This window comes from Stenotrophomonas sp. GL_101 (assembly GCF_057835675.1).
Genome location: NZ_CM174432.1, coordinates 4240007 through 4263370, shown reverse-complemented (window position 1 = coordinate 4263370; position 23364 = coordinate 4240007). Strand labels below are relative to the sequence as shown.

Sequence of the window (23364 nt, the reverse complement as noted above, 5' to 3'; positions counted from 1 at the left end):
GCGCTCGGGTCAAAGCAATTCGTAGAAGTCGCGCAGTTGGCGCATGCGGTCGCGCGCATGGGTGATCAGGCAGCGCATCTGCGCGCCATTGCGCGCGGTGCCATCTGAGTTGAGTGCGTATACCGCGTCGCAGTCGTGGTCGCGCAGCTGCATCCAGGCGCGCTGGGCCTGCACCAGCTGCTGTTCGGCGTTGCCGCAGTAACTGCAGCTGCCGCCGTTGGCCGGTGTGCGCAGTTGCCTGCGCGCCTGCGCATAGACGGTATTGAGTTCGACGTCGGCGGCGGCCGCCACGTCCGAGGCGCACAGGTCGCTCTCCATCGTGGTGGTCGGATGCGCGCAGTCGATACCCTCGTCCTCGCGGTCGGACGCCACGGCACCGGCACACAGGCCAGCCGACAGCATCACGCAGGCAAGGGCGCGCAGCAGGTTCATCAGGCGCCAGTAGCCTGCAGGCGGGTCAGTGCCGCATCCATCGCATAGCGATAGCTGTCCGCACCGAAGCCACAGATCACCCCCACCGCCTTGTCGCTGAAATAGCTGTGCTGGCGGAACGGCTCGCGTGCATGCGGGTTGGACAGGTGGATTTCGATGAACGGCACGTCCACCGCGGCCAGCGCATCGCGCAGGGCCACCGAGGTATGGGTGAACGCGGCCGGGTTGATCAGGATGAAGGCGGTGCCGTCTTCACGCGCGGCCTGCACCCGGTCCACCAGGCTGTGCTCGGCGTTGGACTGCAGGTGCTCCAGCGCGTGCCCGGCGGCCTGCGCCTGGGCGGCAAGGGCCTGGTCGATCTGCGCCAGCGTGGTGTGCCCATACACGCCCGGCTCGCGGGTGCCGAGCAGGTTGAGGTTGGGGCCATGCAGGACCAGCAGTTTCGCCATGGGTGCCACGAAGCGGGAAAGGGCGAAGTCTGGCGGAAGCGGTGGATGGTGTCCAGTTCGGCGAAGTTAGGGGTGTTTCAAGCAGGTGTTTTAATTTTGACGAAGGGCGCTGTGCCAGCGTGATGTTGGCACGTTGTGCCCCCTGTACTGGCTTATCATCCTCGCTCCCCACTCCCGCACCGGCATCATGGAACGAGCCCGTACGTATCGCGCAGGGCGGCTGCATCTGCTGGCGCTGGCCACCATCGTCATGTTGCTGTGGTGCACCGCCACCGCGACGGCACAGACTGCTCGCAAGCCCTCGCCCTACGAGTACCGCCCAGGCACCGATGACGCCCCCGCACAGGTGGCGGGGCCGGACTATCTGTCGCGCATCGACAGCCGCGCGCAGTTCATGCAGCTGGCCCGCGTCTACAACGCCGGCACCGCGCTGGAGATGCCGCACCTGATCTTCGTAATCGACCGCAAGAATGCGGGGCGCATCTATTACATCAACACGCCCCGGCATCCACTGCACGAGCAGTTCGTGCGCCGCCAGCGGCTGCTGCCCGGCTTGGACAAGGCCACACTCAATGCGCAGTACCGCGACCCACAGCGCCGGTTCCTGTTTGGCACCGCGAGTTGGCAACGCGATCTGCCGGGTTACACCTACGAGTTCTGGGAAGGCGACCAGCTCACCGCACCCCTGCTGCGCCAGACCGACCAGGTGGTCCGCGCTTCATTCGGCGAGGCCATCCGTTTCAAGAGCAACTCCACCCGCCAGGAGCAGCTGGCCAGCGAAATGGGCCTGGCCTTCGTCACCCAGGAAGCGCTGCTGCGCGAGCAGCGTTTCCTGCCACTGAACACCGGCCGTGCCGAGGGACGGCTGCGGATCGTACGGACCGAGGCGCAGTTGCGCGCGCTGTCGCCGCGCGACATCCCGGTGCTGGATGAGGTGCCCATTGCGCTGGCGCCGGTCGCCGGTCTGGTGACGCAGCGCCCGTCCACCCTGCTGTCGCACGTCAACCTGCTGGCCAAGGGGTGGGGCATTCCCAACGTGTATCTGCGCGATGCACGCAATGCCCTGCGCCAGTACGACGGGCGCTGGGTGCAGCTGGAGGTCACCCACAACGACTACAAGGTGACGCCACTGACGCGTCCGGCACGGACCCCGTCGGCCACCGCGGCCAGCCCGGGGGCACGCAACCTGCCGCGTCCGGACCTGACGGTGACCGCGCTCAAGCCCTTGGCGGTCCTGCGTGCGCGCGACAGCAGCCACTGTGGCGTCAAGGCCGCCAACCTCGGCACGCTGAAAGCGGCGCTGCCCCCTGCCGCGCGCGTACCGGATGGTTTCTGCATCCCGTTCTCGCACCATCAGGCGATGATGCAGCGCCTGCAGATTCCGGCGCGCCTGGCCGAACTGCAACGTCGCCCGGGCTTCAGTACCGACCCCAACGTGCGTCGTGAGGCACTGGCAGCGCTGCGGGCGGAGATCACCCGCGCCGCACCCGACGCGGCCTTCATTCGCGCGCTGGACGCGCAATGGCAGGGTCAACTGCAGGGCGCCGGCGTGTTCGTACGCAGCTCGTCCAATTCCGAAGACCTGCCCGGCTTCAGTGGTGCCGGTCTGTACACCACGGTTCCCAATGTGACCCGCAGCGATGCGGTGGCCAACGCAGTGCAGACGGTGTGGGCGTCGGTCTACAACTTCGAGGCCTACGAGGCGCGCACGGCGGCCGGACTGGGGCAGGATGCGGTGGCGATGGCCGTGCTGGTGCAGCGTGCCGCGCCCTCGGACAGTTCGGGAGTGATGATTACCCGGGATCCATTCGATGCCGCCCGCCGCCACATCACCTATATCTCGGCCAAGCGTGGGCTGGGTATTCGGGTGGTGGAGGGCAAGCGCCAGGCCGAACAAGTGATGTACTCGACCTGGTCCAAGGCGGTGCAGGTGTTGAGCCGGTCCGCTGAAGAGACACAGCTGGTGGCCAAGGCAGGGGGCGGCGTCCGCGAAGTACCCATCACCGGCACACGCCAGGTGCTGACCGATGCACTCATCGTGCGCCTGGCAACGATAGCGGGCACTACCCGGCAGGCGCTGGGCGGCGTGGACCAGGACATTGAATGGGCCGTGGTCGGCGATGAGGTACTGATCCTGCAGTCGCGGCCGTATGTGGACCGCAGCACGCAATAGCCGGCTGCTGCCGGCGTAAAAAAGGTTCTTTTCCCCTCTGTGGGAAAGCACCACGCGCGTTGCAAGGGTGGGTGAGTTCAGGCGGCAGGGGGGGGGCGAGCGCCGGACACCGATGCCCTTGCGTGTGACGCCTCCGGCGCCGACCTGCGGCGAACAGCGTCACCACCCACGGTGGTGACCTACCAGCGCAAGGGCATCGGTGCCAATCGATGTGGAGACAAGCGTGGCGAAGCCCCGGGATTCAGCTCGGCCGCGCGCCTATCAGGAACGAGCGGAAATCGGACGCCTCGGACGCGACGCAAACCTCGACCGCCATCCCCATCTTCGGCAGGTTTCGTTGCCAGAACGCGTACGCACCGTGGTCGTTGCGATAGGTGGCCAACAGCCACTGGCCGCTGCCCGGCGTGACCAGGGCTGCGACAACGGCAGCGGCGATGCCTTTGCCACGATGGGTAGGCAGCACGAACAGGTCTGCCAGTTCGGGGAGGCGGCGGCCTTGGAAATCGATGTCGTCCACCAGCACGAATCCGCACAGGACGCCGTTGAACCACAGCAGCCGCGCCCAGTGCGGCTGCTCCCGAAGCGTCGCCTCAACATCGGCGCGTGCGCAGTCGTACAGGCCGTCGGGACGGATTTCCTCGCCGCTCCACGAGGATGCCTCGAAGTAATACAGCTGCATCAGCCGGAACAATACCTCGGTGTCGGCCACCTCGGCGGTGACCAGGCTCAAGCCTTCCATGATCCAACTCCCGGTGTGGGCTGAGTCCCAGCATCGCCCATGGTAGAGCGCACACGCGGTGTTGCACAGGATGGGGCAGGGGAAGGATCTGTGCCGCACCGCCGCCCGGCGAACCTGTCGTGGACGTCAGTGCAGAGGCGCAGGGCCCTTTGTATCAAGGGCGGTGAAGTGCCAGGTCCTGGATGGCGCAGCCTGATCTTCCAGGCAGACCATGACCGCGCCACCGCACAGGCGGATCGATACCCTTGAACCGCCTCGCGCAACTGTATCGGCCACCGTGCGCCTAGCCTCCTGATGGGTGAAAACCAGGCCCAACGCGAAGATCGCGATCTTGCGAGCAACCTCTTCGGCGTAGTCATCCCCTGTCATGGCAACGCGGGACGTAGCACTGCCCTGTCCATCCACCTGGGCTTGGACGAACGCCAGCAGCCGTGACGGTGCCTCTGTATCGTCGGCAAGCACGTTGGCCAGGCGGAGCACCAGCTCCGCCTCGGACACCGCGATGCTTGTACGCAACGCAACGCGCTCGCCCTCAATATGAAGTTCACAACGGTCTGCTGCGAGGTCGCCAACGTCCTGCAAGGGCGGCTCAGCGCCGGGAGGCATCATGGAAAACCGCCTCGATGTTGTGGCCGTCCGGATCGAGCACGAACGCTGCGTAGTAACCGCTGGCCGGCAGCGCGCCAGCGACGGTGGCCGTGGCCGGCGCATAGGGGGAGGGCGTGTCACGCGCGAGGTTCTGCGTTGCGAACGAAGCGACCAGAAGTACCAGGCCCAAGGCAGCGGGGAATGCGTCCTTGGGCTTGCCAACCCCCAGGTGCGCCAGCCCCGACAGCAGCAGGTGGTAGAGAATTCCCGCGTAGGCAAGGTCGCTGAGCCCGACGTTGATGCGTGACAGGATCACCAGCGGCGCCAGCAGCTTTATCACCACCATGAAGGGCACCAGGTAGCTGGCAGAGAAACCAAGCTCGGCCTGCGCGCTGCGCACGTAGGCGCCTTTGATTGCATAAAGCAGTGCTGAAGAAACATAGAGCAGCGACAGCAGTGCTGTGCTGATCCAGTAGATGTAGCTGGCGGCCATGAGGTTATCCCGTGCTTGTCGGCGTTTTCGACGTGCCGGGAGAATGTCGACTAAGATGAAACGCCGCAAGTAGGATGAAATAACAGGGCTTAGTATGGAAAAGAATACTAATGAGGGCAGCGAACTGAACATGCATGAGGAAATGCGTCGCGCGTTCGCCCTGCTCTCGGGAAAGTGGAAGCTGGAAATCATGTGGCTGCTGAATCAACGCATCTACAGGTTCGGGGAGTTGCGCAAGGCAATTCCGGGGATCACCCAACACATGTTGACCGCTCAGCTCCGAGAGCTGGAAGAGGACGGACTGGTCTCAAGAACCGTTTTCGCGGAGGTGCCGCCGAGGGTTGAATATGAGATCACCGCCAAGGCGTTGGGTCTTGGGCCGATGATGGAAGCACTGGCGGCATGGTGGCAGCAGTATGGGAGTGGACTTCCCCCGCGGCCTGCCTCGCGCGGTCGCGGTGCCAAGCGTGGATGATGCGCTCCTTGAAACCCCGATGAGGTGGGAAGAGCGATACGGCGCCCTCTGGGGCGTCCCGCTGGGCCAGGGCGAGAGCGTCCTTGTCGAGCATTACTTGCCGGATTCGGATCGGGTCAGCCTCGTTGTCCAGCGCCCGGATGGGAACCTGTCCGTCTGCGTGCTCAGCAAATGTCGCGACCCACAATGGCGGTTGCCGTTCTGGCGCGACGAACAGGGCCCGGTCCTTGTTGCTACACGCGCCGATGCTGAGCGCTACCTGGAGGCGCGGCTTCAGGGCCAGCAGTAACCGCACCGACACTGCCCGAAACGGCTATTCCAGCGCTTGGGTGCCAACTGCCTGGCTGCGCGAGCGCGCCGCGAAGTAGCGGGTTGGCGATAGCCCCAATGCCTTCTTGAACATCGTGATGAAGGCAGTGGCCGACTGGTACCCCAGGCGTTCGGATACCCGCTGGACCGGGGCGCCCGCTGCAAGCTCACGGACTGCGATGCGCAGCTGCAGTCGTTGCCGCCCCCTGCCGAAGGACAGTCCGGTTTCCCCGGCGATCAGGCGGTCAGCTCAATGGGCCTGCACGGTGAGGGTCATCGCGGCGCACCCTGGGCACTGATGGCGGCCAGGTCCTGGCGGGCGCGGATGGCGCGGCGATGATTGATCCACCACACCAGCGCGGGCACCCCGTACAACACGGCGCCGAGCAGCAGAAAGATCTTCAATGCGATAGTCATGGTGGGGCCTTCGATAGCAGCCTGCTGACGATGCAGCGGAGGGAAGGGTGAACGACATTTCCCCGGCGACAGCGGCAGTTCAGCAGATTCGCCGTGAAGCCACCGTCCATCTTTGCGGTCACTGTGGTGTGGACGCCACTTCATGCCCAGCGCACAGACGCTGCCTACCCTTGGGGATGCCCGTCCACCTGGATCCCGCATGACCGCCGCCGTACCGCCCAACCGGCCGCTGCACCCGCAACGGCCCGACCCAGCCCCGTCCCGTGCGCGGCGCCTGCGCCGCGGATGGGTACGCCTGTTGGTGCTCGCCGCCAGCGCGCTGGCCCTGGCCAGCCTGTGGAACAGCCCCTGGGCGCAGGCACCGCGTGCGCTGTGGACGTTGGTGAGGATGCCGCCGCCCAGCGCGCTACCGGTACCGGTGGAAGGGGTGGCGGCCCGGCGCATCGCCGCTACCTTCGGCGCGCCGCGCGGGCGTGACCGTACCCATGCGGGGATCGACATCTTCGCCAAACGCGGCACTGCCGTCCGCAGTGCCAGCGACGGCATCGTGGTGGACGTGCGCGAGGGCGGGCTCGGTGGTCGCCAGGTATGGGTGCTGGGGCCGGCACGCGAACGCTACTACTACGCCCACCTGGACCGGTGGCGCGAGGGCTTGGCGCGCGGTGAGGTGGTCAGCGCGGGCACCGTGCTGGGATACGTCGGCGACAGTGGCAATGCCAAGGGCACGCCGCCCCACCTGCACTGGGGCATCTACGGGCGCGACGGGGCGTATGACCCGTTGCCGCTGCTGCGTGCTTACCGGCCGGCGTCGGCGGCCACGCCACCGAGTGCCGGTCCGCTGCCCTGGAAGGTGCGCCGGTAGGCCCCCGGCGATACGCCGTAGGCACTGCTGAAATGGCTGCGCAGCGACACCGTCGAACCGAACCCGGCCTGTTCGGCAACCCTGTCCATCGCCGTATCGCTGGTCTCCAGCAGGCGCTGCGCGCGGGCCAGGCGCTGGTCCAGCAGCCACTGGTTGAAGGTGGTGCCGGTCGTCGCGCGGAAATGCCGGGTGAAGGTGCGTCGGCTCATACGCGCGCGTTCGGCCAGGCTGTCGATGCCGATCGGCTCGTGCAGGTGGAACAGCGCCCACTCCAGTACCGAGGCCAGGCGGTCATCGCCAAACCGGGTCGGCAGGGGCTGCTCGATGTACTGCGCCTGCCCGCCCTGGCGGTGTGGGGCAACCACCATGCGCCGTGCGACCCGGCTGGCCACTTCGGCCCCGTGGTCCTGGCGGACCATGTGCAGGCAGCAGTCGATTGCCGCGGCGGTGCCGGCGGAGGTCAGCAGGGTGTCGTCCTGCACGTACAGCACGTCGCGCTGCAGCTGCACGCGGGGATGCAGGGCGGCCACGTCATCCATGAACACCCAGTGGGTGGACGCACGACGCCCATCGAGCAGGCCCGCCTGCGCCAGCACCACCGCGCCCAGGCACAGCCCCACCAGCCGCGCGCCACGCGCGTGCGCGGCGCGCAAGGCGGCCAGCAGCGCCGGCGGTGCCGGTTCGGCCGGATCGCGCCAGGCCGGCACCACGATGGTGTCGGCGGCGGCCAGTACGTCCAGCCCGTGTTCCACGCCGATGCTGAAACCGGCCGGGGTCTGCAGCGGTCCCGGCTCGGCGGTGCAGACGGTCAGCGCGTAGCGCGGCGCGCCCAGCCGGGCCAGGTCCTCGCCGAACACCATGCACGGCACGGCCAGGTGGAAGGGGCTGATGTGCTGGTAGGCAACCACGGCAACGCGGTGCAGGGGAGGTGGGGTCGGCATGGCCCGATCCTAGCAACAAATGGCATCCGGGCCACTATTGCCGGCGTTGCGATTGCCCAACACTGCCTGCAGCCGGTGGCAGCGCCCTGCCGCCGCCGCGCCCACCCCATTGCCCCTGCAGGAGTTGTCCCCATGAAAGGCCTCATTCTTCCCCTTGTCGCCGGCATGAGCCTGGCCGTCGCCACGGCCACGGCCGCCACCCCCGTCGACGCACCGACCCTGCGCACCCTCGGGGGTGCCAGCGCGCCGCAGCAGCTGGAGGCCGCCAGCACCGCGCTGCTGGTGATCGATTTCCAGAACGAGTACTACACCGGCAAGCTGCACATTCCCGACGGCGCCACCGCCCTGGCCAACAGCCAGCAACTGGTACGCATGGCCGACGCCAACGGCATCGCGGTGTTCCATGTGCAGCATGTCAATCCGGCCGGCGCGCCGGTGTTCGCCGACGGCAGCGATGGGGTGGCCCTGGTGGCGGGCATGCAGCCGGCGCCCCATCACGCGCTGTTGAAGAAGAACACGGTCAGCGTGTTCGCCAGCACCGACCTGGATGCGCAGTTGAAGGCCAAAGGCATCAAGACGGTGATCGTCAGCGGGCTGATGACCCATGCCTGCGTCGCCGCCGCCGCGCGCGATGCCGCTCCGCTGGGCTATGAGGTGATCGTGCCATCCGATGCGGTGGCCACGCGCAGCATTGCCGCCCATGACGGCAACGGTGTGGTCTCGGCCGCGGAACTGCACCGGGCCGCGCTGACCGGAATCTCCGATGCCTTCGGTGCGGTCATGCCCACCGCCGCGGTGCTGGCGTTGCCGGTCACGCGCTGACCTCATGCGTGGCGCGGCCGCTCATGCCGCGCCACGCAGCCATGCCGCGATCGCATCGTGCAGGCGCGGGTGCACCGGTACGGTGATGCCGAAGTCATCCCGCAACACGCGCAGCACATCGGCTGCATCGACCAGTGCGCGACGCTCGCTGGGCTGCCCGGTACGGTGAATGGTGTAGGCCCCGGCACCGATCGTGCGCCGCCAGCCGGGGCCGGCCAGGGCCACCCGCAGCTGGCCGGGGAAGGAGGAATCGGGGTGCGTGCACACATACCAGTTGCCCACCACATGGTCGATCGGTGCCTGTGGCTGCAGGTCGAAGCGATACAGCGGCCGCCACTCACCGGCAACCTCGGCCTGTAGCAGGTACTGGTCGTGCTGCAGGTCCAGCCGGTAGTGCTGGTGCGGGGTTGGCTGGGCGAAGCGATGGTCCAGCCGCAGCGGGCCGGTGGGCGTGTTGCCGCCAAAGCCGACGTCCACGATGTAGTCCACTGCCTCCAGGTGCACCAGCACCAGCATGTGCGTGCGTGCGGCCAGCGGGCCATCGGGAGCGTCCATGACCACCCGCGCGGCGATCGCGCGCGCATCGAACCCCAGCTGCTGCAGCAGGGCCAGGAACATCCCGTTGAGCTCGAAGCAGTAACCGCCGCGACCTTCATGCAGCAGCTTGTGCTGCACGCTGGGCAGGTCGATGGCGACGGCATCGCGCAGCAGCGTGGTGAGCGTTTCAAACGGGAACGTGGCGTTGTGCTGCTCCTGCAGCCGCGCCAGGGTGGCCAGCGTAGGGGCTGGCGGTGTGTCCCAGCCCAGGCGCTGCAGGTAGTCGGTGAGGTGCTGGGTATCCATGGCAGGGAGGGTATCGAAAGGAGGAGGCCACGGTGCCGCCTCAACCACGGTTGAGGTCAAGGCGGGGGAGGGCAGGCGTGGTGGAACGCTGTGTCGCGGTCCGGCACGGCGCGCGATTGGTCATCTTGCCGTCGCCTGCAGCGGCTACAACGGGCACAGGCCAGCAGTGCTGCAGGGTGGATGCGGGCGTGGCCTAAAGTCATGGTGGGTGCGGCCGATATAGAGGCGTCCTTACGCCTGGAGTACGTGATGTCGGCCCTCCCCCGCCGCCTGTTTCCGTTGCATCTGTTCACCCTGCCGCTGCACGCCCTGCGCCGGCTCAGTGTCGCACGCAAGTTGAAGGCCGCGCTGCTGGTCTGCGGCTGCGGCCTGCTGGTGGTGGCCCTGGTCTATGCGTGGACCCGTTACAACAGCGAGCGGGCCGCCGATACGTTCGCCATCCACCAGCACGATGCCGCCCTTGCCGGTGCGCTGGCGACCCAGGTGGCTGAAGCGCGCCTGCTGCAGACCCGCTATGCCATCGGCTTCGACGCCGCCGATCGCGACGCGCTGCGGCAGGCCCAACACCAGCTGCAGCAATCGCTGGCGCAGCTGCAGCACCACCGGCGCGATGCCGGTACCACCGCCGCACTGCATACGCTGGCCACGCGCGTGCGGGAATTCGCCGAGGGTATCGACACCCTGAACGCGCGCGCGGACGAGATGGGGCGGGGCGATGCCGGCCTGCGCGCCCAGCTGGAGGGCAGTGCCGAGGCCTTGGCCGGCCTGCTCGACGGCGACGCGCTGGCGCCGCTGGCCGGGCAATGGCAGGCCATGCGCCGTGAAGAAGCGTTGTTGCTGCTCACCGGCGATTCGGTGCATACCGATCGCGCCAGCGATGCCAAGCTTCCGTTCGACCTGGCGCTGTCGGCGCTGCCCCTGCCCGCCGCCGCGCAGCAAGCGCTGCGTACCGCCATGGATACTTACCAGGCCGGGTTGCTGGCCTATACCGCCGCGCGGATAGGACTCGATGTGGAGGCGGCATCGCTGGCCGATACCGCCGCGCAGATCACCCCGGCCCTGCAGCAGTTGCAGCACGCACAGGCCACCGCGCTGGACCGTGCCCGTAGCCGCCAGCAGGCCCAGGCCCGGGCGATGACGCTGCTGTTCGGGTTGACCCTGGGTGCAGTGGCGCTGGTGCTGATCGCCAGCCTGGTGCTGGTGCTGCGCGCGGTACGCCGGCCGATCGCCGATACCCTGCGCTTTGCCGAGGATATCGCCGAGGATCGGCTGCACACGGTGCTGGCCGTGCACAATCCGCATGATGAAATCGGCCAGCTGGCGCAGCGCCTGGTGCACATGCAGCAGCGCCTGCGCGACCGTATCGATGCCGAGCGCGCAGCCGCCCGCGACAACGCCCGCGCCCGCCAGGCGCTGGACAGCGCGCAGACCGGGTTGATGGTGCTGGAGCCGGACGGCCGCATCGGTTTTCTCAACCGCGCGCTGTTGGCCGAGCTGTCGCTCGACGAGGCCAGCTGGCGTGGCCAGCCCGCACAGGCCCTGCATCCGGCGTTTGCCGGGCTCGCCGCGACGCTGGCGACGGCAGGGGCCACGCAGCAGGAAATCGAACACGCCGGCACCCGCTACCACCTGGTGGTCAACCCGATCCTCGACGACGGCCAGTTGCTGGGCGCGGCGGTGGAATGGCGCAGCCGCGCGCTGGAAACCACCGTGGAAACCGAAGTGGCCGCGCTGGTCGATGCCGCTGCGCACGGCCAGCTGCACGGGCGCATCGAGACGGCGAACAAGCAGGGCTTCGTGCGGACCCTGGCGGTCAGCATCAACGGCCTGCTGGACACTTTCCAGGGCAATCTGTCCGCCCTGCAGGCGCTGCTGTCGGCGCTGGCGCAAGGCGACCTGCGCGTACGCATGCAGGGGGATTTCCAGGGCGTCTTCGCGCACATGCGTGATGATGCCAATGCCACCGTGCAGCAGCTCACCGACATCGTCGCGCGCATCCAGCAGGCGTCGCTGGCGATCAACGGCGCGGCCGGCGAGATCGTCGCCGGCAACCTGGAGCTGGCCGGGCGCACCGAGCGCCAGGCCGCGCACCTGGAGGAAACCGCCTCGTCGATGGAAGCGCTGACCGCCACCGTGCGGCAGAACGCCGATGCGGCGCAGCAGGCCAACCGGTTGGCGATCGACGCGGCCGGCATCGCCCAGCAGGGCGGGACATCGGTGGCGCAGGTGGTGGCCAGCATGCGCGACATCGCGCTGTCCTCGCGTCGCATCGGTGACATCACCGCAGTCATCGACGGCATTGCCTTCCAGACCAACATCCTGGCCCTGAACGCGGCGGTCGAAGCGGCGCGCGCCGGCGAGCAGGGCCGCAGCTTCGCGGTGGTGGCCAGTGAAGTGCGGCTGCTGGCCCAGCGCAGCGCGGACGCGGCACGACAGATCAAGGCGCTGATCGAGGCCTCGGTGGGGACCGTCGAGGCGGGCACCCGCCAGGTCGACCAGGCCGGCGCGACCATCACCCGCATCGTCGGCAGCGTGCAGCAGGTCACCGCGATCATGGCCGGCATTTCGACGGCCTCGCAGCAGCAGAGCCTGGGCATCGAGCAGGTCGGGCAGACGCTGCTGCAGATGGACGGCAGTACCCAGCAGAATGCCGCGCTGGTGGAGGAGGCATCGGCGTCGGCGCAGGCGATGGAACGCCAGGCGGGGCTGTTGTCCGATGCGGTGGCCGCGTTCGTGGTGGAACGTCCGGCGGCCCGCCGTGCCGCGCGGTTGGCGGCGGTGTAGCGCCGGACACCCCATCACGCTCACTTGTCTTCACTGGCCGCTTGCGCACGCGCTCACTATCCTGCGTGCATGAGCAGCCCACGCAAGCCCCGCACCGCCCCCGCCACCGATGCCTTCGTACGCGTCCGTGGCGCCCGCGAACACAACCTCAAGGATGTCGACGTGGACATCCCGCGCGATGCGCTGGTGGTGTTCTCGGGGATCTCCGGCTCCGGCAAGTCGTCGTTGGCGTTCGGCACGCTGTATGCCGAAGCGCAGCGGCGCTACCTGGAGTCGCTGTCGCCCTATGCGCGGCGCCTGATCGACCAGGTTGGCGTGCCCGATGTGGATGCCATCGAGGGCCTGCCGCCAGCGGTGGCGTTGCAGCAGCAGCGCGGCACCGCCAGCGTGCGCTCCAGCGTGGGCAGCGTGACCACGCTGTCCAGCCTGTTGCGCATGCTGTATTCGCGGGCGGGGACCTACCCGGCCAGGCAACCGATGCTGTACGCCGAGGACTTCTCGCCGAACACCCCGCAAGGCGCCTGCCCGAACTGCCATGGGCTCGGGCATGTCTACGAAGTGACCGAACAATCGATGGTGCCGGACCCGTCGCTGAGCATCCGCGAGCGCGCCATCGCCGCGTGGCCGCCGGCCTGGCACGGGCAGAACCAGCGCGACATCCTGGTCACCCTTGGCTACGACGTGGATATCCCGTGGCGCGACCTGCCCAAAAAGCAGCGCGACTGGATCCTGTTCACCGAAGAACAACCGGTGGCGCCGGTGTATGCCGGCTTCACCCCGGCCGAAACCCGCGCTGCAGTACGCCGCAAGACCGAGCCCAGCTACATGGGCACCTTCAGCGGGGCGCGCCGCTACGTGCTGCATACCTTCGCCAGCACGCAGAGCGCGATGATGAAGAAACGCGTCGCGCGCTACATGGTCGGTACCGCGTGCCCGGTCTGCGATGGCAAGCGGCTCAAGCGGGAAGCGCTGTCGGTGACCTTCGCCGGGCTGGACATCGGTGCGCTGTCGCAGCACTCGCTCAGTGCCATGGCCGAGGTGCTGCGGCCGGCTGCCGAGGGGCGCTTCGACACACCGGCCAGCGGGACCACGCGCAGCCGTGCGGCAGGACGCAAGGCGCAGCAGGCACGTGCCGCCGGCGGCGGACCGTCGCATGTCGGCAGTAGCGATGTGCGCCGTACCCCGGACCTGTCCGAGGAGAAACGCATCGCCGCCCAGCGCATCGCGCACGACCTGGTCGAACGCATCGCTACCCTGCAGGACCTCGGCCTGGGCTACCTGTCGATGGATCGCACCACCCCGACGCTGTCGCCGGGGGAGCTGCAGCGGCTGCGCCTGGCCACGCAGATCCGCTCCAGCCTGTTCGGCGTGGTGTATGTGCTGGACGAGCCCACCGCCGGCCTGCATCCTGCCGATGGCGAGGCGCTGCACCGCGCGCTGGACCAGCTCAAGGCGGGCGGCAACACCTTGTTCGTGGTGGAACACAATCTGGAGATGCTGCGCCGTGCCGATTGGCTGGTGGATGTTGGCCCCGGCGCCGGCCAGCACGGCGGCCAGGTGCTGTACAGCGGGCCGCCGGAGGGGCTGCGCAAGGTCAAGGCATCGGCTACCGCGGCGTACCTGTTCGACACCGGCAAGGGCGCGCGCCGTACCCCGCGCGCGACCTCGGCATGGCTGGACGTGCGTGGCATCCACCGCAACAACCTGCATGGGCTGGACGCGCGTTTCCCGCTGGGCGCGTTCACGGCCGTCACCGGCGTGTCCGGCTCGGGCAAGTCCAGCCTGGTCAGCCAGGCGCTGGTGGAACTGGTCGGTGCGCATCTCGGCCACGAACCGGCCGTGGAAGAATCCGACAACGAACTGCCGGTCCCGAGCGGCGTCGAACCTACCCGTGGCCGCCTGCACGCCGGGGCCGGTGCGATCAAGCGCCTGGTCAATGTGGACCAGAAGCCGATCGGGCGCACGCCGCGCTCCAACCTGGCCACCTACACCGGCCTGTTCGACCACGTGCGCAAACTGTTTGCCGCCACGCCCATGGCCAGGTCACGCCGCTACGGCGCGGGCCGGTTCTCGTTCAACGTCGCGCAGGGGCGCTGCGATACCTGCGAAGGCGAGGGCTTCGTGCACGTGGAACTGTTGTTCATGCCCAGCGTGTATGCCCCGTGCCCGACCTGCCATGGCCAGCGCTACAACGCCAAGACCCTGGAGGTGGAATGGAACGGGCGCACCATCGCCCAGGTGCTGGCGATGACCGTTGAAGAAGCCTTGCGGTTCTTTGCCGATGAACTACCGGTGCAGCGCCCGCTGCACCTGCTGCGCGAGATCGGCCTGGGTTACCTGCGCTTGGGCCAGCCGGCCACGGAGCTGTCCGGTGGCGAAGCCCAGCGGATCAAACTGGCCACCGAACTGCAGCGCAGCCAGCACGGTAAATCGCTGTATGTGCTGGACGAACCGACCACCGGCCTGCACCCGGCCGACGTGGACAAGCTGATGGCGCAGCTGCACGGGTTGGTGGATGCCGGCAATACCGTGGTGGTGGTCGAACACGACCTGCGCGTGGTCGCCGACGCCGACTGGGTGATCGATGTCGGCCCGGGCGCGGGCGAGGAGGGCGGAAAGATTGTCGCGGCCGGGACGCCGGTGCAGGTCAGCGCCACCACTGGCGGCGCTACTGCGGGCTATCTGCGGCGTTGGTTGGGCTGAGGCCGGAGCGGCATCCGGCGCCTACCCGGCCACCGCCACCGGCGGACGCTCGCTTATCTGGCCGTCGAGCATGTAAACCTCGCGCTGCGCGCGGGCCGAATAGCGAGGGTCATGGGTCACCATGCAGATGGTGGCTCCGCCCGCATGCAGTTCCTCCAACAGTTGCATGACCGCCTCTCCATTGTGCGAATCGAGGTTTCCGGTAGGCTCGTCGGCCAGCAGGATCGAGGGCCGTCCCACCAACGCACGCGCTACCGCCACCCGCTGCTGCTGGCCGCCGGACAGCTGTGCCGGGAAATGCGCGCTGCGATGGTCCATTCCCACGCGCTCAAGCGCGGCTATCGCCATGCTGCGCCGTTGTGCCTTGGGGATGTCCTCGCGGTAGGTGAGCGGTACTTCGACGTTCTCGACGATGCTCAGGTCGCCGATCAGATTGAAGGCCTGGAAGATGAACCCGATCTGGAGACTGCGAACGCGCGCGCGCTCGATCTCATCCAGGGAATCCACTTCCATGCCGTTCAGCAGATACCGTCCCGATGTGGGGGTATCCAGCGTGCCCAGGATGGACATCAACGTGGATTTTCCACACCCGGACGGCCCGGTGATGCTGACGAATTCACCGCGGTCCACATGGAAATCGATATTGGACAGTGCGTTGGTCTGAACCTCATCGGTCAAAAATACCCGGCAGATCCCGTGCAGCTGCAGGAGTGGAGGGTTATCCAGTACGGCAGCAGGATCGGGCGTTGCGTTCAATTGATCGAGACCTCATTGGATTCCGAGAATTCGCTCATGTCCGAGAGGACGATGCGATCCCCTTGCTTGAGCCCGTCAAGGATCTGCACCTCATTGACCGAGTCCTTGCCGAAGCGTACCTCGACCCGCGTCGCTGTACTGTCTCCGCTCAGGCGGTAAATCGGACTGGTGCTTGCGGGGTGAACGTTGACCGGCCGAGTGACGAACAGCGTATCTGCGATGCGGTCGGTAGTGATCACGCCGTCCACCGATTGCTCTGCACGGGTACCGGGGGGCAATGCCGAAGACAGATCGACTTCCACCAGGATCGCGCCCTTTTCCACCGAGGGATTCACCCGGCGGACTTTGCCAGGAACTTTCATGCGGCCAACCTCCAGCACGGCGGGCTGCCCGGCGGAGAGGTCGGCCGCCTGGGATTCGGGAATGCGCAGCTCGGCAATCAGTTCGCCCGGGCGCGCGATGCGCGCAATGCTCACGCCAGCAGCGACGCGCTGACCTTCCTCGACGCTGATCTGCTGCACCACCCCTGCCATGCCGGCCTTCACCCGTAATCCGTCGGCGTCGGCCTGGCGTAGCTGCAATGTGCTTGCAAGCTGATCCAGCCGGGCCTTGCTGGCATCGAGCTGGGACTGAATGCTGGATGCCGATTGTGCCACCCGTTGCCGGGCGATCCCAACTGCCTGCTCATACTGGCGCAGCTTGATTGCAATCTTCTTGTACTCCACCTCGGCCAACACACCCTTGTCCAAGGCGCGTCGTGCGGCCTCTTCCTCGACCTGCAGTGAGTCGCGTTCGCCCTCGGTACGCGACAGGTCGGACTTCAACTGCAGCAGGTCGCCCTGCAACCGTGCCTGGAGGGCCGCATGGTCACCCTGGGTGGCGGCGTGCTCGGCGCTGGCTGCCAGCAGCCTGTCCAGGACCTCGGGATTGGCCATCTCGATGATGTCGGTATCAGCACTTACCTCGGCGCCCGGGCGTACCAGAAGCCGCTCGATGCTGGCATCGGTCTTGGCAACCACCCACCGCATCTGGCTGGAGACCAGTTTCCCCGGGCCGCGCACCGAGCGCACAAATTCACCCTGACGGACGGTATCCAATGCCACGTCGGAACGACGCACCGATGGACTTGCCGCGTTGAGCGCGATGACCGCGCCTACGACGACAACCGCCGAGAGGGCACATCCAATCACCACGATTCGCTTGCGTTGACGCTTCCGCTGCTTCAGTTCGGGACGTGCAATATCCATCTGCGCGACTACACCAGCCAAGTGAACATGCATTTAGTCTTGACAGTTGGAAGAACGCATGTCAAGTATGAAAAGGCACCTGCAACCGGATGGTCGCAGGTGCATGCAGTTCTTACCGACATGAGTTGTGACGCAGCGAACGTTCTGGCACGCCAGGCAATCGCGCTCACATGAACCAGGGATGGAATGCGTTGTGAATGGAATCCACATGAACCCGATGGCGCGCCGCGTCATTGCCCAGCGGGTGCAACGGTTCACCTCGACCGTCGCCGGACAACCTCCAGATGCATGACGATCTCTCGGTCGCGCTGCGCAGGATCGTCCGCAGTCCGGGCTCCAGCGCGCTGATCGCCAGTCTGTTGGCCATGGTGATCTTCATCACCGCGTGCATGTTCACCGTGGCCTACGGCATGCTGTGGAAGCCGTTGCCGTTCCCCGCGCAGTCCAGCCTTGTGCAGCTGACGTCCTACTCCAGCAGGATGGGCATGGACCTCGGCTGGTCCATCCCCTTCCTGGATACCATCGCCAGCCGGAGCCGCCAGCTCTCCACGGTTGCCGGTTATCAGAACAAGGAAGTGAGCATCGCCGACAGCGCCGGTGCCATCACGGGCACGTTGGACGCGACGATGGCTGAGCCTGCGTTGTTTGGCCTGCTCGGTGCCCACCCGGCTGCAGGAAGATTGTTTACCGCTGAGGACGCATTGCCCGGTGCCGAGCCCGTCGCCCTGGTGTCCTCGGCGTTCTGGCATGCGCACTTCGATGGCAACTTGAACACCAGTGCGCACAAGTTGCATCTGGATGGCATGGCCTACCGTGTCGTCGGCGTCCTGCCCGACGCCTTTGCGTTCCCGAGCCGCAGCAACCGGGTGTGGTTGCCCCTTGCCTTCAGTGAAGAAGAAACCGCGCTTGGCAATGCCGGATCGTTCGGCAATCTCAGGGCAGTCGCCCGGCTGGCGCGCGAGGACGGCGAAAAAGCCGCGGCGTCGGAGATGATGGGGCTCGTGTATGGGGTCCCCGGCCTGGCCGGCATCGGCGACCAGATCGGGCTGAAGGTAGCCGCCGAGCCGCTGCGCAACCTGTGGTTGGATGGCCGCCACGGCTCGCTCATTTCGATGCTGGTGGCGGCATTGCTGGTGTTCGCCGTCACCGCTGCCAACGTTTACAACCTGTTCGTGCTGCGGCTGATGCGCCGGCGGCAGGAAATGGCGCTGCTTGAAGCGGTGGGTGCCACCAGGCAGCGGCGGTTCCGGCAGATCCTGATTGAATCGACCCTGTTGGCCACCGCGGCAACGCTGCTGGCGGTGGTGTTGATGCCCGCGGGGATCTCCCTGCTGCGGCACTTCGACGTTCTTCCCAGGGATGCACCGCAGGTGATCGGTCCCGACCTGGCCACCCTGCTGGCGATCCTGGTGATGTGGGTGGCCGTGCTGCTGATCCTCCTTTCAGCGGGCCTGGCATTCAAGGGCCAAAGCGTGTTCGAGGTGCTGCGCCAGACCGGCAATGGCCAGACCGCCAGTGCGTCGGTCCATCGCCTGCGTCGGATGCTGGTGATGCTGCAGATCGCGGCAACCTTCGTACTGCTGTTCTGTACGGCGCTGCTGCTGCGAAGCTCCAATGCACTGCTCTCCCAGGATATCGGCTTCAATCGCGCCGGGCAGTTGGTGGGCACGCTGCAGTTGGCCGGCACGACCGAAGGCGTGGATCCCGATGCCGTGCGTACCCGCGTGCGCGACTGGGCCGAACGGGTGGAGGCAATGCCCGGCGTCCGCGCGGTAGGCCTGACGTCATCGGCACCCTTGAGTCGCAACGTGACCCTGGAGGCCTTCTCGGGACCGGTATCGGCCGGGAGTGCGCAGGCCACGCTCCCCAAGGCCTATATCGCCCATACCAACGCGCAGTATCCGCTGGCGCTGGGGCTGCGGGTACTGCGCGGACGAACATTCAGCGCTGTCGAGGCGCAGGACGGCGCGGCGGTTGCATTGATCGACAGTGCGCTGGCCGAGCGCCATTTCCCGGGGCAGGATCCGCAGGGGCGCAGTCTGCGCGTTGCCGGCGGTGATGGCGGGCATCTGCAGGATAGGGTGGTGGTGGGCGTCGTTGAGCGGGCACGCCAGCGCAGCCTTGATCAGCAGGATGAGTACCCCACCGTCTATCTTCCCGATGCAACCCCATTGCTGCGACCGGAGACGCCGCTCTCATCAGCCGAGTTCGTGGTCCGTGCCGCCCATCCGGCAAGAATCCAGAAGGCCATCGAACAGCAGGCGCGGCAGGGTGGGCTGGTGCTGACCCAGGTGATGAGCATGGAACAACGGGTTGAAGAGACGATCATTGACCAGCTTCGACTCAACGCGTTGCTCAGAATTCTCAGCGGCGTCACTCTGCTGGTGGCCTCGGTAGGGCTGTACGCGCAGCTGGCACAATCGGTTGCCATGCGTCAGCGCGAGTTCGGCGTACGCCAGGCTTTGGGTGCCAATCGAAACGACATCCTGCGCAGCGTGCTGCGGCAGGGCGCATCCATGGTGGGATATGCGGTGCTCGCCGCGGTGCCGGTGGCCTTGCTGCTGGGCGCACTGTTGAAGCCCCGGTTGCATGGCATCTCGGCATTCGACCCGGTATCGCTTCTGGTGGTGAGTTTGATTCTGTCACTGATTTCGTTGATGGCCAATGCACTCCCGGCGTATCGAGCCGCGCAGGTCAATCCCATGCTTGCGCTTCGCACGGAGTAGATGGTCGGTCGCTTCTTCAAGGAGGAAGGAATGGACGTTGTTGATCCGGTTCGTTCATACATCCAGTCGCGGCTCGATGCCGGCATGACGACGTCGGCGCTCGTTGCCGAGCTGGTCGGCATGGGCTGGCATCCGGGCAGCATTGATCGCGCCCTGCAGGGTCATCGCGATGGACGTCCACATACCGCAGCGGTGGTGCGGCGCCCGTGCCTGCGCGGGGAGGGACATTCCGCGAACCTGCAGGTGGATGCTCGCACCATCCGGGTCCAGGCCCGGTGGCATCGACCCGAAGCCTGCCTGATGTCCAATGTGCTTGATACGGAGGAATGCGCCCACATCATCGCGCTGGCTACGCCGCTGCTGCAGCGATCCCAGGTAAGCATCGGCGACGGGCGCGTCGCGGCCAGCCACGTGACTGCCTACGCGCGAACCAGTGAACAAGCCTGGATCAGGCCTGGGTGCTCGAGCGTGGTTGACGGCATCCGGCGGCGCGTCGCCGAGCTGACCCAGTGGCCGCACGACTGGATGGAGGACCTGCAGGTCGTTCGATACGGCGTTGGCGCGGACTTTTCACCGCACCACGATTTCTTCCCACAGGCACGTGTGGCCTGTCGGCAGGGACAGCGTGTTGCCACGGTCATCATGTACCTCAACACGCCGTCGCAGGGCGGCGCGACCAGCTTTCCCGATGTCGAGATGGAGATCTGCCCACAACAGGGCAACGCGCTCTACTTTGCCTATCCCTGTGCATCGGCGGAAAGCCTGACGCTACACGCGGGTGTGCCACTGGCGGCAGGTGAGAAATGGATTGCCACCTTCTTCCTGCGCGATGGCGCGGCCGCGCAGGGATGAGCAGGTGACGACGATGGATCTGGTCAACCAGCTCACCGCACCATGCTTGGACGGCCCTGCTGGGGATGCGTCTGCCAGGATCGCAGCGGGCTATGTGCAGCAGTTGAAGCGGCAGCTGCAGGCGGCGCTTGTCGACGACGATGGCGCGCTTTCTGCTGGCAACGCCGTGGCGCTGGATATACCCGTAGCGCCTCAATGGCGCCCGGAACTGGGGGTGGTCGCACGCAACAGCCGCGCGCATCCTCGGCTGGCTGCGCTGCAGCTGCGGTTGCTGGGCCATGGCGAGCCCGGGCGGATGGCGGTGGACGTCGGTCCCCCCGGCCATGTCTATCTGGATGGCCAATGCATGGCGGTTGCAGGGCGGGTAGAGGTCCATATCGAGGCATCGGAGATGATGCTGGCATCCGCATTGGGCCGCTGGCGGCTGGAACCCGATGGCGTGCTGCACTCGGTGCGGTCATTCCCCACCGGCGGGGCACCGTACGCGGTTCGCAGCGGCAACGGCACGGGCCCTCGCTACCTCGTTGATGGCGGTGTGGGCACCCCGCCCGGTGTGTTCCCCGCCCCCGTGCCGATGCCATTCGATGCGCCCGGTACCACCGCCCAGGAGTTCCTTGCCGGTACCGGCGACGTAGTCGAGGCGATCAAGATGATCGCGGCGGCGTCGCCGGTCTACGCCGCCTGGATCAACGCAGTCGTGGACGGCGTGGTGGTTACCCGCGACGAACTGGATTGCGGCTTGAGCAGCGGCGATTACCCAGGCCTGCTGGCTGTCCGCGATGGACGCGCTCCACTGGATTACGTTGAGTTGATCGTGGCCGGGGCTTGCCAGCAGAAGCTGTTCCAGCTGGCGATGGTTGCCGCGTTGAGTGAACCGGGCAGCGAGCAACTTCACTACATGCCGCACCGTCGCTGGTACACCACTCCCCGCCGGGCACTGGCGTCGGCGCACGAACATCACAATGTGATCGGCGTGCTCTCGGCTATCGCCGCGCACCTGGGGGACGATGCCAACCTGCGCTCACGGATTGCCCGACGCCAATTGATGCTGTCCCTGGATGGGGAGCACGTCCTGCAGCACGGTTACGCACTCAGTGCCGCAGGATCCCGGGTCTGGGAGGTGCTGCGAGGACAGCACGAAGCACCTCGCTGTTGAAGATACGCCGCGGCGGCGCACTGCGCGCCCGGCAGAAATCTGCGTAAGCGCAGATGCCCGTTGCCGGTTTTGGCAACATCACATGGAGAATGCAGATGAGCAATCAAACCAATGCGAACGATCTGGCCAAGGCCGCCTCTGAGCTGGTGCTGCGCGAGCTTGACGAGATGGAAGCTCGTGACATTTTTGGCGGTGATGGTGGCTGGGTAAAGGTCGGGCCGGTTGAGCCGGCTGTGAATCAGGTGAGCTGATTCCACTGGCACGAACCCTGCGGCGGTGGCGGCCCCTGGGCCGTCATCGCCACGTTCCGCACGATCCGTTGCTGGAGTCCGATCATGCGCATCAATGCTCTGTACGTCATCATCAAACTGGTCGAGCGCTGCAACCTGAACTGCTCGTACTGCTACTACTACACCGACGAGAATGCGGAGGTATTCGAGCGGGCAACTTTGATGTCCGATGGCCTGCTGGAAGACCTGGTGGGATACATCCAGGCCGCGCTGGTGGATGCGCCGGTACAACGGGTGGTATTCGGCCTCCACGGCGGCGAACCGACCTTGGCCAAGGCCGCACGCGTCAGGGCGTTCTGTACGCTGGCCCGGCGTGAGCTTGAAAGCCAGGTCGAGGTGGGCTTTGCACTGCAGACCAATGGCGTCCATCTGTCCAAGGACTGGCTGGCGCTGGTGGTGGAGCAACGCATGGGCATCGGTATCAGCATCGATGGCGACCGCCAACTGCACGATCGGTACCGGATCGATCATTCTGGGAAAGGATCCTATGACCGGGTCCTGCGCACGCTGGGTACCTTGCTGCCGCTCGAGGAAGCCGGTCATGTCCGCTTGACGGCACTGACCGTGATGGGGGAAGCGTTCGACGGTGTACTGCAGTACCGGCACATGGTCGACGTGCTTGGGCTGAGGAACATCAAGCTGCTGTTCGTGGATCGTACGGCGGACACACCGGTCGACCCGGCAGTGCTGGACAAACTGGCCACGGATCTATGTGACATGTTCGACCACTGGTTGCTCAACGACCGCGAGCGCGTCGATGTTTCGTTGTTCACCAGTACCGTGCGCGGTCTGCTGGCATCGCAGCATGGTCTGCGTGGATCGCGTGATCGCATCACCATGGGGTTTGCCCTGCTCAGCGATGGTCGGGTCCGGATCCAGGATGACTTCATGATTGCGTCGGATTGGTTCTGGAGCCAGCAGGATCTCAATGTGACCAGTTCAGACTTCAGCGCGTATGTCCGACAGCCGCACCTGCAGCAGCTGGTTCATGAATTGATCAACATACCCAGGGCTTGCCAGGACTGCACCTTCTCCGATACCTGTGCCGGCGGTGAGCCCGCGCACCGCTACAGCCGCACGCGGGGGTTCGACAACCGCTCGGTCTATTGCGACGCGCTGATGCGGTTCCATACGCACGTCCAGGCCCGCCTCGCGGCCGGGACGCAGGCGCTGCCCCACGCTGCGTACCCGGCGCGGGTGGCAGGCGCCGCGTGAGCAATCAGCTCAGTCCAGCAGATTCACCGCCTTCGCCCTTGCTGCGTCCCCAGGTGTTTGGCAGCCCCGGAGCGGCCGATTGGCTGCGGGTC

At 66.6% G+C, this 23364-nt stretch carries 23 protein-coding genes; 12 read left to right on the top strand and 11 right to left on the bottom strand.

The features are described 5' to 3' along the window. Window positions 1–9 precede the first annotated feature (9 nt). Window positions 10–432, bottom strand: a complete 423-nt coding sequence (locus AC3IR9_RS18750; RefSeq protein ID WP_489292640.1) for a lysozyme inhibitor LprI family protein — start codon at window positions 430–432, stop codon at window positions 10–12. Continuing rightward, the gene (gene aroQ, locus AC3IR9_RS18745; protein WP_489292639.1) at window positions 432–881 is read right to left on the bottom strand and encodes a type II 3-dehydroquinate dehydratase; all 450 of its coding nucleotides are present in this window, start codon (window positions 879–881) and stop codon (window positions 432–434) included. The genes AC3IR9_RS18750 and aroQ overlap by 1 nt, the downstream gene beginning before the upstream one ends. A 187-nt stretch (window positions 882–1068) precedes the next feature. Here aroQ and AC3IR9_RS18740 point away from each other — a divergent pair, with 187 nt between their 5' ends. Continuing rightward, window positions 1069–3054: a PEP/pyruvate-binding domain-containing protein gene (locus AC3IR9_RS18740; protein ID WP_489292637.1), complete on the top strand. Its 1986-nt coding sequence runs from the start codon at window positions 1069–1071 to the stop codon at window positions 3052–3054. Window positions 3055–3295: 241 nt separating this feature from the next. Here the strand turns inward: AC3IR9_RS18740 and AC3IR9_RS18735 are convergent, their stop codons facing one another. From AC3IR9_RS18735 to AC3IR9_RS18725, 3 genes are all read right to left on the bottom strand, one after another. Beyond that, complete coding sequence (locus AC3IR9_RS18735; RefSeq protein ID WP_489292635.1) at window positions 3296–3784, bottom strand: GNAT family N-acetyltransferase; 489 nt, start codon at window positions 3782–3784, stop codon at window positions 3296–3298. Window positions 3785–3919: 135 nt separating this feature from the next. Beyond that, window positions 3920–4402 (bottom strand): hypothetical protein, encoded by a 483-nt coding sequence (locus tag AC3IR9_RS18730; RefSeq protein WP_489292633.1) that lies wholly within the window; start codon window positions 4400–4402, stop codon window positions 3920–3922. Next, window positions 4383–4874, bottom strand: coding sequence for a hypothetical protein (locus AC3IR9_RS18725; protein WP_489292631.1), 492 nt, complete (start codon window positions 4872–4874; stop codon window positions 4383–4385). The genes AC3IR9_RS18730 and AC3IR9_RS18725 overlap by 20 nt, the downstream gene beginning before the upstream one ends. Before the next feature lie 94 nt (window positions 4875–4968). On the opposite strand from AC3IR9_RS18725, the gene AC3IR9_RS18720 reads away from it, so the two are divergent. Both AC3IR9_RS18720 and AC3IR9_RS18715 read left to right on the top strand, forming a co-directional pair. After that, on the top strand, window positions 4969–5349 hold the full coding sequence (locus tag AC3IR9_RS18720; RefSeq protein WP_489292630.1) for a winged helix-turn-helix transcriptional regulator: 381 nt from the start codon (window positions 4969–4971) through the stop codon (window positions 5347–5349). Then, complete coding sequence (locus AC3IR9_RS18715; RefSeq protein WP_489292629.1) at window positions 5342–5638, top strand: hypothetical protein; 297 nt, start codon at window positions 5342–5344, stop codon at window positions 5636–5638. Before AC3IR9_RS18720 ends, AC3IR9_RS18715 begins: the two co-directional genes overlap by 8 nt. 24 nt (window positions 5639–5662) lie before the next feature. Here the strand turns inward: AC3IR9_RS18715 and AC3IR9_RS18710 are convergent, their stop codons facing one another. Both AC3IR9_RS18710 and AC3IR9_RS18705 read right to left on the bottom strand, forming a co-directional pair. After that, window positions 5663–5896 carry a helix-turn-helix domain-containing protein gene (locus AC3IR9_RS18710; RefSeq protein WP_489295901.1) on the bottom strand — a complete coding sequence of 78 codons (234 nt, stop codon included), beginning with the start codon at window positions 5894–5896 and terminating at the stop codon, window positions 5663–5665. 35 nt (window positions 5897–5931) lie between these two features. Beyond that, complete coding sequence (locus AC3IR9_RS18705; RefSeq protein ID WP_489292628.1) at window positions 5932–6075, bottom strand: hypothetical protein; 144 nt, start codon at window positions 6073–6075, stop codon at window positions 5932–5934. 199 nt (window positions 6076–6274) lie between these two features. Here AC3IR9_RS18705 and AC3IR9_RS18700 point away from each other — a divergent pair, with 199 nt between their 5' ends. Then, window positions 6275–6937: a M23 family metallopeptidase gene (locus tag AC3IR9_RS18700; RefSeq protein WP_489292626.1), complete on the top strand. Its 663-nt coding sequence runs from the start codon at window positions 6275–6277 to the stop codon at window positions 6935–6937. On the opposite strand, the gene AC3IR9_RS18695 is transcribed toward AC3IR9_RS18700, so the two are convergent. Next, the gene (locus tag AC3IR9_RS18695) at window positions 6871–7878 is read right to left on the bottom strand and encodes a GlxA family transcriptional regulator (protein WP_489292625.1); all 1008 of its coding nucleotides are present in this window, start codon (window positions 7876–7878) and stop codon (window positions 6871–6873) included. The two genes, AC3IR9_RS18700 and AC3IR9_RS18695, sit on opposite strands and share 67 nt — an antisense overlap. Before the next feature lie 132 nt (window positions 7879–8010). On the opposite strand from AC3IR9_RS18695, the gene AC3IR9_RS18690 reads away from it, so the two are divergent. After that, the gene (locus tag AC3IR9_RS18690; RefSeq protein ID WP_489292624.1) at window positions 8011–8700 is read left to right on the top strand and encodes an isochorismatase family protein; all 690 of its coding nucleotides are present in this window, start codon (window positions 8011–8013) and stop codon (window positions 8698–8700) included. A gap of 21 nt (window positions 8701–8721) precedes the next feature. On the opposite strand, the gene AC3IR9_RS18685 is transcribed toward AC3IR9_RS18690, so the two are convergent. Continuing rightward, the gene (locus AC3IR9_RS18685) at window positions 8722–9543 is read right to left on the bottom strand and encodes an arylamine N-acetyltransferase family protein (RefSeq protein WP_489292623.1); all 822 of its coding nucleotides are present in this window, start codon (window positions 9541–9543) and stop codon (window positions 8722–8724) included. Between the two features lie 249 nt (window positions 9544–9792). Between AC3IR9_RS18685 and AC3IR9_RS18680 the strand changes: the two genes are divergently transcribed. Then, on the top strand, window positions 9793–12327 hold the full coding sequence (locus AC3IR9_RS18680; protein WP_489292622.1) for a methyl-accepting chemotaxis protein: 2535 nt from the start codon (window positions 9793–9795) through the stop codon (window positions 12325–12327). Between the two features lie 69 nt (window positions 12328–12396). Continuing rightward, on the top strand, window positions 12397–15030 hold the full coding sequence (locus tag AC3IR9_RS18675) for an excinuclease ABC subunit UvrA (RefSeq protein WP_489292620.1): 2634 nt from the start codon (window positions 12397–12399) through the stop codon (window positions 15028–15030). A gap of 21 nt (window positions 15031–15051) precedes the next feature. Here the strand turns inward: AC3IR9_RS18675 and AC3IR9_RS18670 are convergent, their stop codons facing one another. Beyond that, window positions 15052–15786, bottom strand: coding sequence for an ABC transporter ATP-binding protein (locus tag AC3IR9_RS18670; protein WP_489292619.1), 735 nt, complete (start codon window positions 15784–15786; stop codon window positions 15052–15054). Continuing rightward, entirely contained in the window at window positions 15783–17033 is a 1251-nt protein-coding gene (locus AC3IR9_RS18665) for an efflux RND transporter periplasmic adaptor subunit (protein WP_489292618.1), read from the bottom strand. The genes AC3IR9_RS18670 and AC3IR9_RS18665 overlap by 4 nt, the downstream gene beginning before the upstream one ends. A gap of 284 nt (window positions 17034–17317) precedes the next feature. Here AC3IR9_RS18665 and AC3IR9_RS18660 point away from each other — a divergent pair, with 284 nt between their 5' ends. The 5 genes from AC3IR9_RS18660 (at window position 17318) to AC3IR9_RS18640 (ending at window position 23272) form a co-directional block, all read left to right on the top strand. Continuing rightward, entirely contained in the window at window positions 17318–19759 is a 2442-nt protein-coding gene (locus tag AC3IR9_RS18660; RefSeq protein ID WP_489292616.1) for an ABC transporter permease, read from the top strand. Between the two features lie 30 nt (window positions 19760–19789). Then, window positions 19790–20611 (top strand): prolyl hydroxylase family protein, encoded by an 822-nt coding sequence (locus AC3IR9_RS18655; protein WP_489292615.1) that lies wholly within the window; start codon window positions 19790–19792, stop codon window positions 20609–20611. A gap of 13 nt (window positions 20612–20624) precedes the next feature. After that, the gene (locus AC3IR9_RS18650; protein WP_489292614.1) at window positions 20625–21767 is read left to right on the top strand and encodes a hypothetical protein; all 1143 of its coding nucleotides are present in this window, start codon (window positions 20625–20627) and stop codon (window positions 21765–21767) included. A gap of 95 nt (window positions 21768–21862) precedes the next feature. Next, window positions 21863–22018, top strand: a complete 156-nt coding sequence (locus AC3IR9_RS18645; RefSeq protein WP_489292613.1) for a hypothetical protein — start codon at window positions 21863–21865, stop codon at window positions 22016–22018. Window positions 22019–22102: 84 nt separating this feature from the next. Further along, window positions 22103–23272, top strand: coding sequence for a radical SAM protein (locus AC3IR9_RS18640; RefSeq protein ID WP_489292611.1), 1170 nt, complete (start codon window positions 22103–22105; stop codon window positions 23270–23272). Window positions 23273–23364 lie beyond the last annotated feature (92 nt).